The sequence below is a fragment of the Paraburkholderia unamae genome, assembly GCF_003268775.1.
Classification (GTDB): domain Bacteria; phylum Pseudomonadota; class Gammaproteobacteria; order Burkholderiales; family Burkholderiaceae; genus Paraburkholderia; species Paraburkholderia unamae.
Genome location: NZ_QLSU01000003.1, coordinates 290,248 through 305,022, shown reverse-complemented (window position 1 = coordinate 305,022; position 14,775 = coordinate 290,248). Strand labels below are relative to the sequence as shown.

Genomic DNA, 14,775 nt, shown 5'->3' with positions numbered 1-14,775 from the left:
TTTCGTCGCCACAGATCGTTTAACTGTCCGGTTGATTAGCGGCCCACGTACACCGGAGCACGCTTTTCGAGGAAGGCACGTTGCGCTTCCTTCGAGTCTTCGGTTTTCGACAGGAATTCGGTGTTGCCCTGCTCGTAGCGATAGGCTTCACGCAGCGGCATGTTTTCGGTCATGCGCGCCGCTTCCTTCGCGAGACGCAAAGCGATGGGCGACTTCGAAGCGATTTCCCGGGCGATTTCCATCGCGAAGGGCAGCAGTTCTTCCTTCGTCGTGCACGCTTCCACGAGGCCGAGGCGAAACAGTTCACGACCCGTGACTTTCATGCCCGTGTAGAACATGCGGCGGGCGCGCGATTGGCCGAAAATGCGGTTCAGGAACGAGACGCCGCCCGCCAGGCCGACGTTGATCTCCGGCATCGAGACATAAGCGTCTTCCGACGCAACCCAGATGTCAGAGTTCATCACGATGCCGAAGCCGGCGCCCATGGCCGCGCCGTTGATGGCGGCAATGATGGGCTTCGGGCATTCGCGGATCGCATACGCCGATTCACGGACGACACGGTGATGTTTCGGGAACGCGCCAGGCTGCGAGAGGTCCTTGCGATCGCTGATGTCGGCGCCCGCCGAGAACGCGGAACCCGCACCCGTCACAACGATGACCGACACGTCGTCACGCGCGCCGAGCACGTCGAAACAGTCGATGATGTCATTACGCATTTCGGCGTTCTGGGCGTTGCGCTTTTCCGGACGGTTGAGCGTAACGAGGGCGATCTTGTCCTTGATCTCAACGAGGAGGGTATTGAATTCCATTTTCCTAATTCCTTTGTTAAGTGCGGGTACTGCGCATACGATGAATCAGACGCGCGGAATGTTTGCCATGACAACCTGGCTCAAACCGCCATCGATCAATAGGTCTTCGCCATTGACGTAACTGGATCGATCGCTGGCCAAAAAGAGAATCGCCTCTGCCATGTCAATTGAGGTGGCAATCCGGCCACTGGGTACGGCCTCATTGCGCGCGCGCAAACGGCTTTCGTCCTGGTAATAAGCTTCGCTCATGGGCGTGCGTACCAGGCCAGGACTCACGCAATTACTGCGAATGCCATATTGGGCGAGTTCCAGGCAAAGCTGTTTGGAGAGCATCAGGACGCCGGCTTTGCTCACGCTATAGGCGATGCCCTTGGGAATGGCGATGTCCCCGCCGATAGACGCAACATGCACCATGGTTCCGCCTTTGCCCGCATCGCGCATTTGAGCGCCGAATGCCTGTGCGCAGAGGAAAGCGCCCGTCAGATTGATTGACAGCAGACGCTGCCATTCATCGAGCGAGGCATCGAGCAGGGCGACGCGGCCACCGCCGCCGATACCTGCGTTGTTGACCAGAACTTGAGCGGGGCCGAGTTCGCGCAACACCGTCTCGGCGGCAAGCGCAACAGAAGCGGCGTCAGATACATCACAGCCGACGGCGATCGCGGTGCCGCCAGCCAGCAGAATGTCGTTGAGGACGTCAGCGCAGATTTCGCTGGTCCGATCCAGGATCGCGACTTTCGCGCCCGCAGCCGCCATTTGCCTCGCCGTTTCCGAGCCGATACCGCCCGCACCGCCGGTGACTACGCAAGTCCGTCCGGAGAAGCCCAGCCAGGACATGGAATTTTCACTGTGACTCATGACCTTGCCCCTCGGCGGATTCGATGATTTCGTTAAGTGAGATTGCGCCCAAGGCAGTGCCATGCACGGAAAGATGCGCGCCAAGCTGAATAACCTGGAGAATCTCCGATGCAGGAATGCCCTTGTTCAAAGCGGCGCGAATATGGAGGCGCACAGCTTCGGGATTAAACGCGGTGAAGCATGCATTCAATGCGATCTGAACGAGCAGGCGTTCGTTATCGCTCAAACCTTTGCCCGTGCCGCCAAATTCAATAAAGTCCATCACAACCTGCGCGTACTCTGCATCGAACCGCGCGAGGTCTTCGATCAATGAGGCAGCGACCGGATGAGCGGCCTTGAATTCGTCACCAATCGGAACGCCGTTGGATTGGCTGTTGTCCGGCTTCTGGGCATCAAGTTCTTCGGCAAGAATCGCAGTGCCGGCATAAACGGCCTCCAGCCCCTGCATGGCCACCAGATGCAGCACGTCGAGCACATCAAAAGGTGTTGCACCCGCATTCAATGCCCCCTTGAGATGGGTCGTCAGACCCGGCCCGTACATGTGAGCCGATGAAGCGTCGAGCGCCACATAAACAAGTTCCACCATCCGGGGGCTGAGCGGGCCTTTCCTTGCAGGCTGACCCGCATAATCCGCATACCGCTCAAGGAAGGCGGGATGGAGATTCAGAATGGTATCGGTCCAGGGGCGCCAGTATCCGCGTGCGGCAATGAACTTGTCCTTGATCCGTTTTTGTTCCACCGACTGCTCCATCCGCGTCTCCATTTTTTATTGAATACCCGCGATTTAGCGCGCTATCGTCCACGACTGGCCGGTCAGGAATTGCGCCGCCGCGCTCGCCATGTAGCGGGCGATGGGCTGCACCTCGGCGACCGGGGTATGCGTGTGGACTTCGAGCGAGTTGATGCGCAAACCCTTCGAGCCCCATTCGCAAGCCTGTGCCGCGACGAACATGCGTGCTGCCGCTTCGTCACCGCAGGTCGCCCAGTCGTTGGTCTGCGTGGGGAGCAGGAGCGTCAGGCTTGCATTTTGCGTATGGGACTGAGCGAATCGCTTTGCCGCTTCATGTGCCGCGTTCAGGCGCTGGCCATCCGGTGCGTTCAGCACGGATGCGTCAATAACCGATTGGTACCTGGCGTCCTTATTTTCAGTCTGTAGCGACATCCAGTTTTGGCTGGAGTCCGGGGCATTACCCACGACGGCGATGGTCGTTTCCGTATCCATGGCCAGGACGTCATATTCGGCCGGGGCGCATTGGACGGACCCTCCGTACACCGAGGCCGCACCGTCCACCGACACAGCGGAACCGGAGAGCGGGCGAGCGCCTTCGCTACCCAGGAAGAACAAGGCTTCGGCCAGTTCGACCGGCTCGGCAATACGACCGAGCGGGGTCTTGCCAGCGGCGCGAGCGGGATCGAGACGGCCCGATTCAATCAGGCGGCGCACGATTTCCGTGCGGACAAAACCCGGGCACAGGGCCGTCACGCCGAGATCCGGACGAGCATGGGCGAGCGCTTTCGTGAATGCGATAACGCCGGTCTTCGTGGGCGAGTAGGCGCCACGGAACGGGATCGCATGCAGCCCGGCACCCGACGAGACATTGACGACGCGGCCATGTGGCTTGAGCTTCGCTTCCAGCGCCTGGAAAATCAGGCGGGGCGCATCCAGATTCAGACGGACGAGGGGCGCAAACTGTTCTTGCGTCATTGCCGTGAGCGGCAATTGCGTGCTGTCCGACATGCCCGCATTGTTGATGATCGCGTCGAGATGCGGCATATCCGCGGCCAGTGCCGCGATTTCGCCGGGCTCCATCAGATTGACGACGCGAATCAAGTGCGGCTCACCCGCCTGCGGCATCTTTTCGATCAAACCCTGCAACGCTTCAGCCTGGTAATCCACCAGCACACAGCGCCAGCCATCTTTGGCGAAGCGCATGGCGCTCGCATAACCGATACCGGAAGCGGATCCCGTAACAAGAACAGTTTTCTGGGCCTGCATAGCCATATCCTTAAGCATTTTCGACATCGGTCGAGAACCTGAAACTCTCGAATTGCTTGCGCAGCGGAAGCTTGTAGAGCTTCCCGGTTGCGGTGTGCGGGAGGGCATCCACGAAGACCACGTCATCGGGAAGCCACCACTTTGCAACGTGATTACGCATGTGCTCCAGCATGGCTTCAGCCGTCACATCCATGCCGTTGCGTTTCACCGCGATGAGCAGCGGGCGCTCCTGCCAGTGCGAGTGGCGCAGACCGATAACAGCCGCCTCTTCAATTGCAGGATGGCTGAGCGCCGCGCTTTCCAGGTCCAGCGACGAAATCCATTCACCCCCCGACTTGATGACGTCTTTCGCGCGATCCGTGATCTTGAGGTAGCCGTCGGCGTTCAACGTTGCCATGTCGCCGGTTGCGAACCAGTCGTTCGCGTCCCATGCGTCGTCCTCGCGGTTGTAATAGGCGCGGGCAATCCAGGGGCCGCGCACTTTCAATTGACCGGTGGTGTGACCGTCATGGGGAAGGCGGTTGCCCTCGTCGTCGAAGATCGCGATTTCGGTGCCGGGCAGCGGACGACCAGCAAGCATTTGAAGGTCGAAGCGCTCATCGAGCGTCAGGTTGTCGTGCCTGGATAGCGGAACGTTCACGGTCACGACAGGACTCGTTTCGGTCATACCCCATGCCTGACACAAGTAGACACCGAAATACTGCTCGAACTTTTCGATAATGCGTCGGGGCGCGGCAGACCCTCCCGAGAGGACGCGGGTCGCTACGATGTCGCGACGACGCTGGTCCGGGTCCACATTCTCCGCGTACTCGAGCAGCGACAGCCAGACGGTGGGGACGCCGCAGGAAACGGTGCACTTCTCGTCGCGAAGCATCGAGTACACGTTCTCGCCAGACAGTTGCGAGCCCGGCAGAATGAGTTTGGCACCGGCCATTGCCGACGAATGCGGGATGCCCCAACCGTTCACATGGAACATGGGGACGATCAGAAGGATGCTGTCGCGGGCACTGATGGCAAAGCTGTCGGCCATGCAGGTGGCCATCGCATGGAGTACGGTTGACCGATGGCTATACAGAACACCCTTGGGCTTGCCCGTCGTGCCCGACGTATAGCACATGGACGACGCGCTATTTTCGTCGAGTTGCGGCCATGCATAGAGGTCACTGCACCCGGCCATCAGCGACTCGTAGCAGGCGAGGCCGGGAACAGCGAGGTCAGGCATCTGGCCGGCTTCGCACAGCGCAATGAAGCCTTTGATATTCGGGCACTGCGGCGCGATCTCCGCCACGAGCTTTGCCAGGCTCACGTCGAAGAACACATGCGTGCTCCCGGAATGATTCAGGATGTAGACGATCTGTTCCGTGAACAGGCGCGGGTTCACGGTCGTCAGGACTGCGCCAGTGCCGCAAACCCCATAGTAGAGTTCGAGGTGGCGGTGCGTATTCGAGGCGAGCGTAGCGACACGCTGACCTACGGCCACACCCAGTGACTGGACGAGATTTGCAACCTGCTTCGCGCGGCCACGAGCGGCAGACCAGGTATAGCGATGGATATTGCCGTCGCCCAGGCTGGATACGATCTCTTGATCGCCATGGTTGCTGGCCGCGTGCTCGATCAAATCGGAGATCAGGAGCTGCCGTTGTTGCATCAGTCCGTTCATTGTCGTCCTGTTTTATCTGTCTAAAGTCTCACTCCATGAGCCCGTTTGCCGAATCAGGCAAACCGGGCCGCAACGTGCCATATACAGGAAGCGCACTGCTCAACCATTGGGGTTAATGCCGAATCTGGATCGGATATATCCCTCCATGGGCGAGGCTACTTTACTACACAGAAGCGCCGCAATCGCGTGAGTATTGATGTCAAATCCGCAATACAGAACGAGACATTCTCTGGGTTGTGTGAGGGTTGCTGAACTGCTTAGAATCCGCTCCAGATTAAGCTCCAGCCAGTAATCCACCTATCATTACAACGGAGATGCCATCGTGGAATTCGGCGTATTTCTTCTCGCGCAGCAGCGCAGCTACGCTCAGACATCGCAGAGCGTCATTCACAATACGATCGAGCAAACGGTCGTGGCCGAGCAAGCGGGCTTCGACGCCGCCTGGTATGCCGAGCACCATTTCAACAACTACTCGCTCTCGCCGTCGCCCCTGATGACGATTGCGCACGCAGCGGCCAAGACGACGAAGATCCGTCTGGGCTCGGCAGTTTGCATCCTGCCCCTGTATCATCCGGCGCGCCTGCTCGCCGAAATCGGGCTGGCAGACACGCTTTCCGAAGGGCGTCTCGAACTGGGCATCGGCTCGGGCTACCAGCAATTCGAATTTGAGCGTTTCGGCTGCAACCTCGCGAACAGCGGCGAGATCTTCCACGAGATCTGGGACATCCTCAACAAGGGTCTGAACGAGAAGGTGTTCGACTACAAGGGGAAGCACTTCGAAATGCTGCCGACGTCGGTCGCGATCCGTACGGTGCAGGAAAAGGTGCCGCTCTGGATCACGTCGATGAACCCCGGCACGCTGGGTCGCGCATTCAACGAAAACGTGAACCTGTTCACGACGGTCCTGCACGGCGGCACCGACGCCCTGCGCGGTTTGCGCGCTCGCCTGGAAGGGCTGGCCTCGGAACTGGGCAAGGATCTCAGCAAGACCAAGATCGGCTTCCTGCGCTGCGGCTTCGCTTCGGACAGCAAGGCCGAAGTCGATGCGTATCTGGATTCGGCACGCTGGGCGCGTCGTATTTCGGAATCGCTGAAGGATCGTCGCATGGACATGGACGACGGTTACCTCGTCAAGGAAACGCCGTGCGCCGCCGACATGACGCTCGACCAGCTCCGCGCCAATCTGCCGGTCGGCTCGGTGAATGAAGTGATCGACAAGCTGCTCACGGAAATCGACATCCTGAAGCCGAACCACATTGCGCTGCAAACGCAGCTTGGTGACTGCGACCAGAAGACGATGCTCAAGCAGATCGAGCTCTGGGGCGACAAGATCATCCCGGCAGTGCGCAAGGAACTGGCGCGCAACGACAAGCTCGCGGCTTAAAAGAACGGAATAGAAAGACTACGGCTATGCGTCTACATTTGACGAACAGTGGTGCGATTACTCTGATTGCGCCGTCGCACTTCAAGCAATTCGAAGTCTTGGTAGACGAGCAGCCTGACTCCCTGCTGAATCAGGCGATTGCGCGAGTTGGCGAACGTGCTGACGACGAGCACGTCTGGGTCAATCCCCAGGTGATTCGATTCCTGTCCGGTAAGGCCGGGGACGCTGAATGGGAAGCCGGCTTCGAAGCCATGGTGGGTTTCGCCACGAAATTCAACTGGGTCAACGAAGACGGCCTGATTCGCGCTCACATCGTGCGCAACGAGACCTCGGCCGGTAGTTCTGTCGACGATTTCAAGGCGGCCATGCGCATGCTACCGGCGGGCGTGTCCGCGATCACGACGGGAGATATCGCCAATCCGAACGGTATGGTGGTATCGAGCCTGACGGCGATTTCGGCTGAGCCGCCGTTGGTCGGCTTCTTCGTGCACCGCGATTCATCCATGCTCGAGCCGCTGAAATCCAATGGCAGGTTCGTCGCCAACATCCTGGGCCAGGCGCACCACGACGTGGTGACGAAGTTCCTGAAGGAGCCGCAGGGTTGCCCGCGCTTTGCCAACGGGCAGTGGGATTCGGGTCTGGACGGCCTTCCCATCCTGGTTGACGCGTTGGCCAATGTCGAGTGTGACGTCATCCACACGACGACCTTGGGCACACATGAGATGTTCGTCGGCAAGATCCGCAAGACGACTACCGACGATGCAGGGTCGCCGATGGTGAACTTCAACGCGGGGATTCGCGGTCTGGCGCAGTAATCGGCGTAGCTGGTTTCCAGAAAACCCTGATTGGGACGCGCTGAAACGCTGCTTTTTCGAAGCGAGACATGTTCGCGGCCAAAGGAAGGGGCAGCGGAGGCGAAAAGCGCCTGATGCGGCATGCGAACCGCTCGAGCGAGAACACCGAAGTCGTCAAGGACCTGTCGCGCATTGAGAGAAGAGTCGCAAACATCGATCATACTTTTTTGTTAATTTTTGAGTTTAGAGAAATTAATGGCGTGAAAAATAGATTCAAGCGCTCAGTTTGATTTTTGTAGTGCTGTTGTCCAGAGATTGAAAAAAGCTCGCTTTTTCAAACTCTTTGCCTCTTGCAGATGAATATCGGTTGTGTTCGATAATTCAATTAATAGAAATAAATTGGAGACATTCAATGAAAAAGACTTTCGCTGCTGCCGCATTGGCAACGTTTGCCGCTGCGGCACACGCACAAAGCTCGGTGATGGTGTACGGTATTCTCGACCAGGCTCTTACGTACACGAACAACACCGGCACGACGAATGCAAACGGCACCGTTACGCCGGCCGGCTCGAAGTTCGCCATGGATTCGCTCTCCGGTACGGCGGGGTCGCGCTGGGGTATCCGTGGTGACGAAGATCTGGGCGGCGGTCTTCATACGATCTTTACCTTGGAATCGGGCATCAACCTGCCGACCGGTGGCTTGGGCCAAGGCGGTCTGACGTGGGGTCGTCAGATCTTCGTCGGCCTGCGAAGCGCACAATACGGTCAGGTGACGATGGGCCGTCAGTACGATTCGGTCTACAACTTCACGATGGTGCTGGATGCCGGTTCGCTGGCCTCGAACGGCGCCTCCATGCATGCGGGCGACCTGGACAACGCCGCAATCAACCTGCGCGAAAACAATTCGATCCGCTACCTGAGCCCGAACATCAAGGGGCTGACGTTCGGTGGCGGGCTTGCCCTTGGCGGCGTCGCGGGTGACATAACCAATGGCCTGCAATACAACTTCGGCGCGCAATATGACACGGGCGTGGGCCTGAAGGTCGGTGCAGCCTATGAGTTCTTCAAGAATCCGACCGGCCCGACGAGCAGCACGGGCTGGTTCACGTCGAATGGCTCGGGCACGCTGCTGAGCCATCAACTGGACGCCGGCTATACCAGCGCAAAGTCATACCAGATCGCGATGGTGGCCGCGCAGTACACGAAGGGCGCCTGGACGTTCGCCGGCTCGTGGTCGAATGCCCAGTTCGGCAATATGACCGCATTCAACGGTGCAGCGGTCACGTTCAACACCTTCGATCTGGGCGCCCAGTACATGTGGACGCCTTTCTTCTCGACGGCAGTGGGCTGGAACTACCAGACTTCGGCTGGCGTGACGAAGACCGACGGCACGAAGGTCGGCAACCAGCACTCGAACCAGTTCTACATGCGTACTTCGTACGATCTCTCGAAGCGCACGATGCTGTACGTTGCGGTTGGCTACCAGGACGCGCGAGGCGTGAACTCGCAAGGCGGCAGCGCCGTGGCTGACATCGACAACATCGTGGATAGCTCGACGGGCAAGCAGGTTGTGGCTCGACTTGGCATTCGTCACAGCTTTTAAGCACCGAAGCCACGCAGTCTGGTGGTTCATGAAGTATCAATCTGTTTAGTTGTACATGTGAATCAATATCCATGACCGTACGTCTGAACAAGACCTCCGGTCATGGACCATTTCCAGCCTTTGCTACTGACGTACAGGCAAAGGCCGATACCCGCGGCACGGCGACACGCATGAGCCAATGAGGAACAACGCAATGTTTAGCTACGACGTCATCGAACATGGAAAGCCGCTACAGGCGAAGCTGCGTGAGACCCCGGTACCGAAAGGTCGGGAAGTCCTGGTCAAGATCACGCATGCCGGCCTGTGCCATTCGGACATCCACCTGTGGGAAGGCTACTTCGATATGGGCGGTGGCAAGAAGGCCATGCTGAGCGACCGTGGCGTGCGCCCGCCGCTTACGCTCGGCCACGAACCGCTCGGTATCGTCGTTGCGTGTGGCGAAGCGGTGACCGAAGTCGCCGTCGGCCAGAAGAAGCTGGTGTTTCCGTGGATCGGTTGCGGCGCGTGCTGGGCATGCGAATCGGGCCGAGCGAACCTCTGCGCGCAGCCGCGCAACATCGGGATTGCCGCACCGGGCGCGTTCGCTTCACATCTGCTGGTTCCGGACGAAAAGTATCTCGTTGACGTCGAAGGCATCGACGACGCGTTTGCGGCAACGCTGGCCTGCTCGGGGCTGACTTCGTATGCGGCGGTGGCGAAACTGCCGCAGACCTGTGCCGGTGACTGGGTCGCCGTGATTGGTTGCGGAGGCGTGGGCATGTCTGCCATTTCGATCCTGCGCGCGCGTGGCGTTGAGAACGTGATCGCCTGCGATGTCGACGAAGAAAAGCTCGCCGCAGCGCGCAAGCTGGGTGCCACGAAGACGTTGCGTTCGAATCACGACCAGGCGGGGGCGGAACTGCTGGAATTGACGGGCGGCCGTCTGGCCGGCGCGATCGATTTCGTCGGCATGCCGCGTACCTTCGCCCTTGCGAATACGGCTCTGCGCAAGGGGGGCACGTACGTGATCGTTGGATTGCACGGGGGCGAGCTTTCCCTGCCCATGCCGCCGATCGCACAGCGATCGCTAGCCATCGTCGGCTCGTTCGTCGGCACGCTCGCGGACCTGAAGGAGACCGTTCAGCTTGCGAGAAGCGGCAAGCTGTTGCCTCCGCCGTTGAGTATGCGCAGTGCGAAAGACATCAACGACGCGTTCGAAGACCTGAACAACGGCCGCGTGGTTGGCCGCACGGTGCTGGATTTCGCCAACATTGAAGAAGCCGGGGCGTAAGCGCATGGACAATCAGTATTGCGAACCCGTCCAGCTTCTGATTGCTGGCGAATGGTGCCCGGGAAGTCAGGACCGGACGATCGACGTTGTCAATCCGGCTACGGGCCGCGTGATCGGAACCGTGGCACGTGCCGGGAAAGAAGACCTCCAGCGAGCAGTCGCGGCGGCTGTACGCGGTTTCAACGTGTGGAAGAACACACCCGCAATCGAGCGTGCTGCCATCATGCGCAAGGCCGCTTCGCTCATGAAAGAGCGTTGTGAGCCCATCGCGCGACTGATGACGCTCGAGCAGGGGAAGCCGCTAAACGAGTCGCGCGCCGAGGTGCTGAATGCCGCGGACATCATCGAGTGGTTTGCCGATGAGGGACGCAGAACGTACGGCCGCATCGTGCCGCCGCGCGATACCGGCGTCCAGCAGTGGGTCGTGCGTGATCCCGTGGGACCGGTCGCGGCATTCACGCCGTGGAATTTCCCGATCAATCAGGTCGTGCGGAAACTGAGCGCGGCGCTGGCATGCGGCTGTTCTGTCCTCGTGAAAGCGCCCGAGGAGACGCCTGCGTCTCCCGCCGCGCTCGTGCGGGCATTTGTCGACGCGGGCGTGCCGGCCGGCGTGGTCGGACTCGTCTACGGCGATCCGGCTGAGGTCTCGCAGTATCTGATTTCGCACCCGGACATCCGCAAAGTCACGTTCACCGGATCGACTGCGGTTGGCAAGCAACTGGCAGCGCTCGCGGGCGCCCACATGAAGCGGGCAACGATGGAACTCGGCGGGCATGCGCCCGTGATCGTCGCTGAGGATGCCGACATCGACCTGGCTGTCCGGGCAGCGGGCGCGGCCAAGTTCCGCAACGCCGGCCAGGTCTGCATTTCGCCGACCCGTTTCCTTGTGCAGAAGAACGTCGTGGAAGCGTTCTCCGTTGCGATGACAAACTTCGCGAAGGAAATAACAGTTGGCGACGGGTTGAAGAGCGATACCACCATGGGGCCGCTCGCCAACAGCCGACGTCTTGCGGCGATCGAATCGTTTGTCAGCGATGCGCGCGAAAAAGGTGCCACCGTGCTCGCGGGCGGAGAACGATGCGGAAGTGACGGCTACTTCTTCGCGCCGACGGTGCTTGCCGACGTACCTCGTGACGCTGCGGTTTTCAACGATGAACCGTTCGGGCCGCTCGTGGCCATTACGAGTTTCGATTCGCTTGATGAGGCAATCGAGGAAGCAAACCGGCTGCCGTACGGACTGGCGGGTTATGCGTTCAGCCAGTCGTTCAAGACGATTCACGCGCTTTCGCGCTCACTCGAACTGGGCATGCTGTGGGTCAACCAGCCGGCAGCACCGTTCGTCGAACTGCCGTTTGGCGGCGTGAAGGATTCAGGCTATGGGTCTGAAGGCGGCCCCGAGGCGCTGGACGCGTATCTCGTATCGAAAACTGTTTCGGTGCGAGCAGTCTGACCGCCGGTACGCGCGATCACGGTCATTTTCCATGCAATGAGGAACGATTCAATGGCTTCAGAAAACAGGGCGTTGCCGCTTGCCGGCGTGCGCGTGCTCGATCTTTCTCGTGTGCTGGCCGGCCCGTGGTGCGCCATGGTGCTCGGTGACCTGGGCGCGGAGGTCATCAAGGTCGAGCATCCTGGGCGCGGCGACGACACGCGCGACTGGGGCTTGCGCATCGGCCGCACGGAAACGGCCTATTTCAACAGCGTGAACCGCAACAAGCGTTCGCTCACGCTCGATCTGCAAACGCCGGAAGGACAGCAGATCGCGCGCGATATTGCCAGGACTTCCGATGTCGTCATCCAGAATTTCAAATTCGGCGGCGCGGAGAAACTGGGCCTCGGTTACGAGCAATTGAAACGCGAAAACAGCAAGCTCGTTTATTGCTCGATTTCCGGCTATGATCGCGCCGGCCCGGAAGCGGAGCGCCCCGGCTACGATTTGCTCGTTCAGGGCGAAGCCGGATTGATGGCGTTGAATGGCGAAGCCGAACGGCCGCCGCTCAAGTTCGGCATTGCCGCCGTGGATCTTTTCACCGGCATGTACTCGGCGCAGGCGATTCTCGCCGCGCTCTACGAACGCGAGCGCACCGAGCGCGGGCGTCACATCGAAATGGCGCTGTTCGACTGCGGGCTCATGATCACGGCCTATTACGGACTCGAAGCGCTCGTGGCCGGCGAGGACCCGCCGCGCTTTGGCAACGAGCATCCGTCGATCGTACCGTATGGCGTATTCGAAGCCGCCGATGGCCCGCTCGTGGTCGCGGTGGGCAACAACGGCCAGTACGAACGCTTTTGCCGCGAAGTGCTGCTGCGCCCGGATCTGGCCGACGACGCGCGCTTCAAGACCAATATCCTGCGCTCGCAGAACCGCGCCGCGCTGCTGCCCGAAGTCCGCCAGGCCATTGCCGCCGAAAAGCGCGTTGCGCTGCTCGACAAGCTCGCGAGTGCGGGCATTCCATGCGGCGAGGTGGCCGGCCTGCGCGAAGCGCTGCTTTCGCCGCGCGCGACGCAAGCGGGGCTTCTGACCACGCAGCCGCACCCGCATACGGAATCGGGCACGACGCCGGTGCTCGCGCCGCCCTGGCGCTTCGACGGCGAGCGCATGCCCGTGCGGCGCGCGCCGCCGCAACTGGGCGAGGGCACGCACGACGTGCTGCAAGGCGTGCTGGGCTACAGCGCGGAGCGTATCGCCGACCTGGCGAGCCGGGGCGTGGTGTGACCTGACTTGACGCGGCGCGAGCCCCAACGGGGCGACGCGCCGTTCATTCCGCCAGCTCGAAGTCCGAACGCCGCGCGTCAACTTGACCGGCGGCCGCGTGGCGCTTGTCGAGTCCGATTGGCCATAACGTTCAGCGGTTTCACGCTGCTGTTCGAGGCGATGGCGTTGACGCGCGGCCGCCCGATGCCGCCGCCATCAAGCCGTTCTCCACTCACTCGCGAGCACACCGCACAGCATCTGAACCGATTAGCTCGGTCAGCATCGACATGTCGCCTGCTTCCCGCGAAGTGATCAGCCAACGTCTGCTGAAAGCGCGCATCACCGTCGCGAAACTTCACAACATCGATTTCTTCGCGTTACAGGATCGTGTGCTGCGCATCGCGACTCGTTCATGGAGCGATTGAAGGTATGCCAATTCCCTTCCGGGCCAGCGCACCAGCACTGAAATCTCTCCTTTTTGGCAAACGTACTTTACTACGTACTAGAGACGCAATCTGAAGAGTATTGATGTCAAATTCTTAATTCAGAAAGCGAGATTCTTGGATTGTGCTGGATTCGTCGAACTACTTAGAATCGATTCCAGTGGAGATCCAGCCAGTAATCGACCATCCAGCTAACCATTACAACGGAGACGTCATCATGGAATTCGGTGTATTTCTTTTGGGCCAGCAACGCTCGTACGCGCAGACTTCGCAGAGCGTGATTCACAATACGATCGAGCAGACGGTTGTCGCCGAACAGGCCGGTTTCGATGCCGCGTGGTACGCAGAGCACCACTTCAACAACTACTCGCTCTCGCCGTCGCCCCTGATGACGATTGCCCACGCAGCGGCCAAGACGACAAAGATCCGTCTGGGTTCAGCAGTTTGCATTCTGCCCCTGTATCACCCGGCACGTCTGCTCGCTGAAATCGGTCTCGCAGACACGCTCTCCGAAGGCCGTCTCGAACTGGGCATCGGCTCGGGCTACCAGCAATTCGAATTTGAGCGCTTCGGCTGCAACCTCGCAAACAGCGGTGAGATCTTCCACGAAATGTGGGACATGATTAACCACGGCCTGGGCCAGAAGGTCTTCGACTACAAGGGGAAGCATTTCGAAATGCTGCCGACGTCGGTTGCGATCCGTACCGTGCAGAAAAAGGTGCCGCTCTGGATCACGTCGATGAACCCGGGCACGCTGGGCCGCGCATTCAAGGAAAACGTGAACCTCTTCACGACAGTCCTGCACGGCGGCGACGACGCGCTGCGCGGTTTGCGCGCTCGCCTTGAGGGGCTGGCCACGGAACTGGGCAAGGACCTGTCGAAGACCAAGATCGGCTTCCTGCGCTGTGGATTTGCATCGGATAACGAATCGGACATCACGGCGTATCTCGATTCGGCGCGCTGGGCGCGTCGTATTTCGGAATCGCTGAAGGATCGTCGCATGGACATGGACGACGGCTACCTCGTGAGGGAAACGCCGTGCGCCGCCGACATGACCCTCGACCAGCTGCGCGCCAATCTGCCGGTCGGCTCAGTGAATGAGGTGATCGACAAACTGCTCACCGAAATCGAAATCCTGAAGCCGAACCACATTGCGCTGCAAACGCAGCTTGGTGACTGCGACCAGAAGACGATGCTCAAGCAGATCGAGCTCTGGGGCGACAAGATCATCCCGGCAGTGCGCAAGGAACTGGCGCGCAACGA

General features: G+C 60.0%; 14 protein-coding genes. 9 read left to right on the top strand and 5 right to left on the bottom strand.

All coding sequences use genetic code 11. The features are described from left to right. Positions 1 to 35 precede the first annotated feature (35 nt). From C7401_RS06540 to C7401_RS06520, 5 genes are read right to left on the bottom strand one after another with little or no spacing between them, the layout of a single operon-like run. Positions 36 to 809, bottom strand: a complete 774-nt coding sequence (locus C7401_RS06540) for an enoyl-CoA hydratase/isomerase family protein (RefSeq protein ID WP_112170538.1) — start codon at positions 807 to 809, stop codon at positions 36 to 38. A gap of 45 nt (positions 810 to 854) precedes the next feature. Further along, positions 855 to 1,667, bottom strand: a complete 813-nt coding sequence (locus C7401_RS06535; protein WP_220092809.1) for an SDR family NAD(P)-dependent oxidoreductase — start codon at positions 1,665 to 1,667, stop codon at positions 855 to 857. Further along, positions 1,654 to 2,418, bottom strand: a complete 765-nt coding sequence (locus C7401_RS06530; RefSeq protein WP_112170536.1) for a carboxymuconolactone decarboxylase family protein — start codon at positions 2,416 to 2,418, stop codon at positions 1,654 to 1,656. The genes C7401_RS06535 and C7401_RS06530 overlap by 14 nt, the downstream gene beginning before the upstream one ends. A gap of 33 nt (positions 2,419 to 2,451) precedes the next feature. Continuing rightward, positions 2,452 to 3,663, bottom strand: coding sequence for an SDR family NAD(P)-dependent oxidoreductase (locus tag C7401_RS06525; RefSeq protein WP_112170535.1), 1,212 nt, complete (start codon positions 3,661 to 3,663; stop codon positions 2,452 to 2,454). A gap of 10 nt (positions 3,664 to 3,673) precedes the next feature. Then, the gene (locus C7401_RS06520; protein WP_112170534.1) at positions 3,674 to 5,323 is read right to left on the bottom strand and encodes a long-chain fatty acid--CoA ligase; all 1,650 of its coding nucleotides are present in this window, start codon (positions 5,321 to 5,323) and stop codon (positions 3,674 to 3,676) included. 322 nt (positions 5,324 to 5,645) lie between these two features. Here C7401_RS06520 and C7401_RS06515 point away from each other — a divergent pair, with 322 nt between their 5' ends. The 9 genes from C7401_RS06515 to C7401_RS06485 form a co-directional block, all read left to right on the top strand. Continuing rightward, on the top strand, positions 5,646 to 6,707 hold the full coding sequence (locus tag C7401_RS06515) for an LLM class flavin-dependent oxidoreductase (protein ID WP_112170533.1): 1,062 nt from the start codon (positions 5,646 to 5,648) through the stop codon (positions 6,705 to 6,707). Between the two features lie 26 nt (positions 6,708 to 6,733). Then, on the top strand, positions 6,734 to 7,522 hold the full coding sequence (locus C7401_RS06510; protein ID WP_112170532.1) for a flavin reductase family protein: 789 nt from the start codon (positions 6,734 to 6,736) through the stop codon (positions 7,520 to 7,522). Positions 7,523 to 7,590: 68 nt separating this feature from the next. Beyond that, positions 7,591 to 7,791 (top strand): hypothetical protein, encoded by a 201-nt coding sequence (locus C7401_RS44275; RefSeq protein WP_146757889.1) that lies wholly within the window; start codon positions 7,591 to 7,593, stop codon positions 7,789 to 7,791. 122 nt (positions 7,792 to 7,913) lie between these two features. Next, a complete protein-coding gene (locus C7401_RS06505; protein WP_112170531.1) occupies positions 7,914 to 9,104 on the top strand; it encodes a porin in 1,191 nt (396 codons plus the stop codon). A gap of 193 nt (positions 9,105 to 9,297) precedes the next feature. Beyond that, positions 9,298 to 10,374 (top strand): alcohol dehydrogenase, encoded by a 1,077-nt coding sequence (locus C7401_RS06500; protein ID WP_181565506.1) that lies wholly within the window; start codon positions 9,298 to 9,300, stop codon positions 10,372 to 10,374. Between the two features lie 4 nt (positions 10,375 to 10,378). Then, positions 10,379 to 11,824: an NAD-dependent succinate-semialdehyde dehydrogenase gene (locus C7401_RS06495; RefSeq protein ID WP_112170529.1), complete on the top strand. Its 1,446-nt coding sequence runs from the start codon at positions 10,379 to 10,381 to the stop codon at positions 11,822 to 11,824. A gap of 51 nt (positions 11,825 to 11,875) precedes the next feature. Continuing rightward, on the top strand, positions 11,876 to 13,090 hold the full coding sequence (locus C7401_RS06490; protein ID WP_112170528.1) for a CaiB/BaiF CoA transferase family protein: 1,215 nt from the start codon (positions 11,876 to 11,878) through the stop codon (positions 13,088 to 13,090). A gap of 104 nt (positions 13,091 to 13,194) precedes the next feature. Then, positions 13,195 to 13,494, top strand: a complete 300-nt coding sequence (locus tag C7401_RS44270; RefSeq protein WP_146757888.1) for a hypothetical protein — start codon at positions 13,195 to 13,197, stop codon at positions 13,492 to 13,494. Positions 13,495 to 13,636: 142 nt separating this feature from the next. Then, a partial coding sequence (locus C7401_RS06485; protein ID WP_258396910.1) for an LLM class flavin-dependent oxidoreductase occupies positions 13,637 to 14,775 on the top strand: 1,139 nt, incomplete at its 3' end.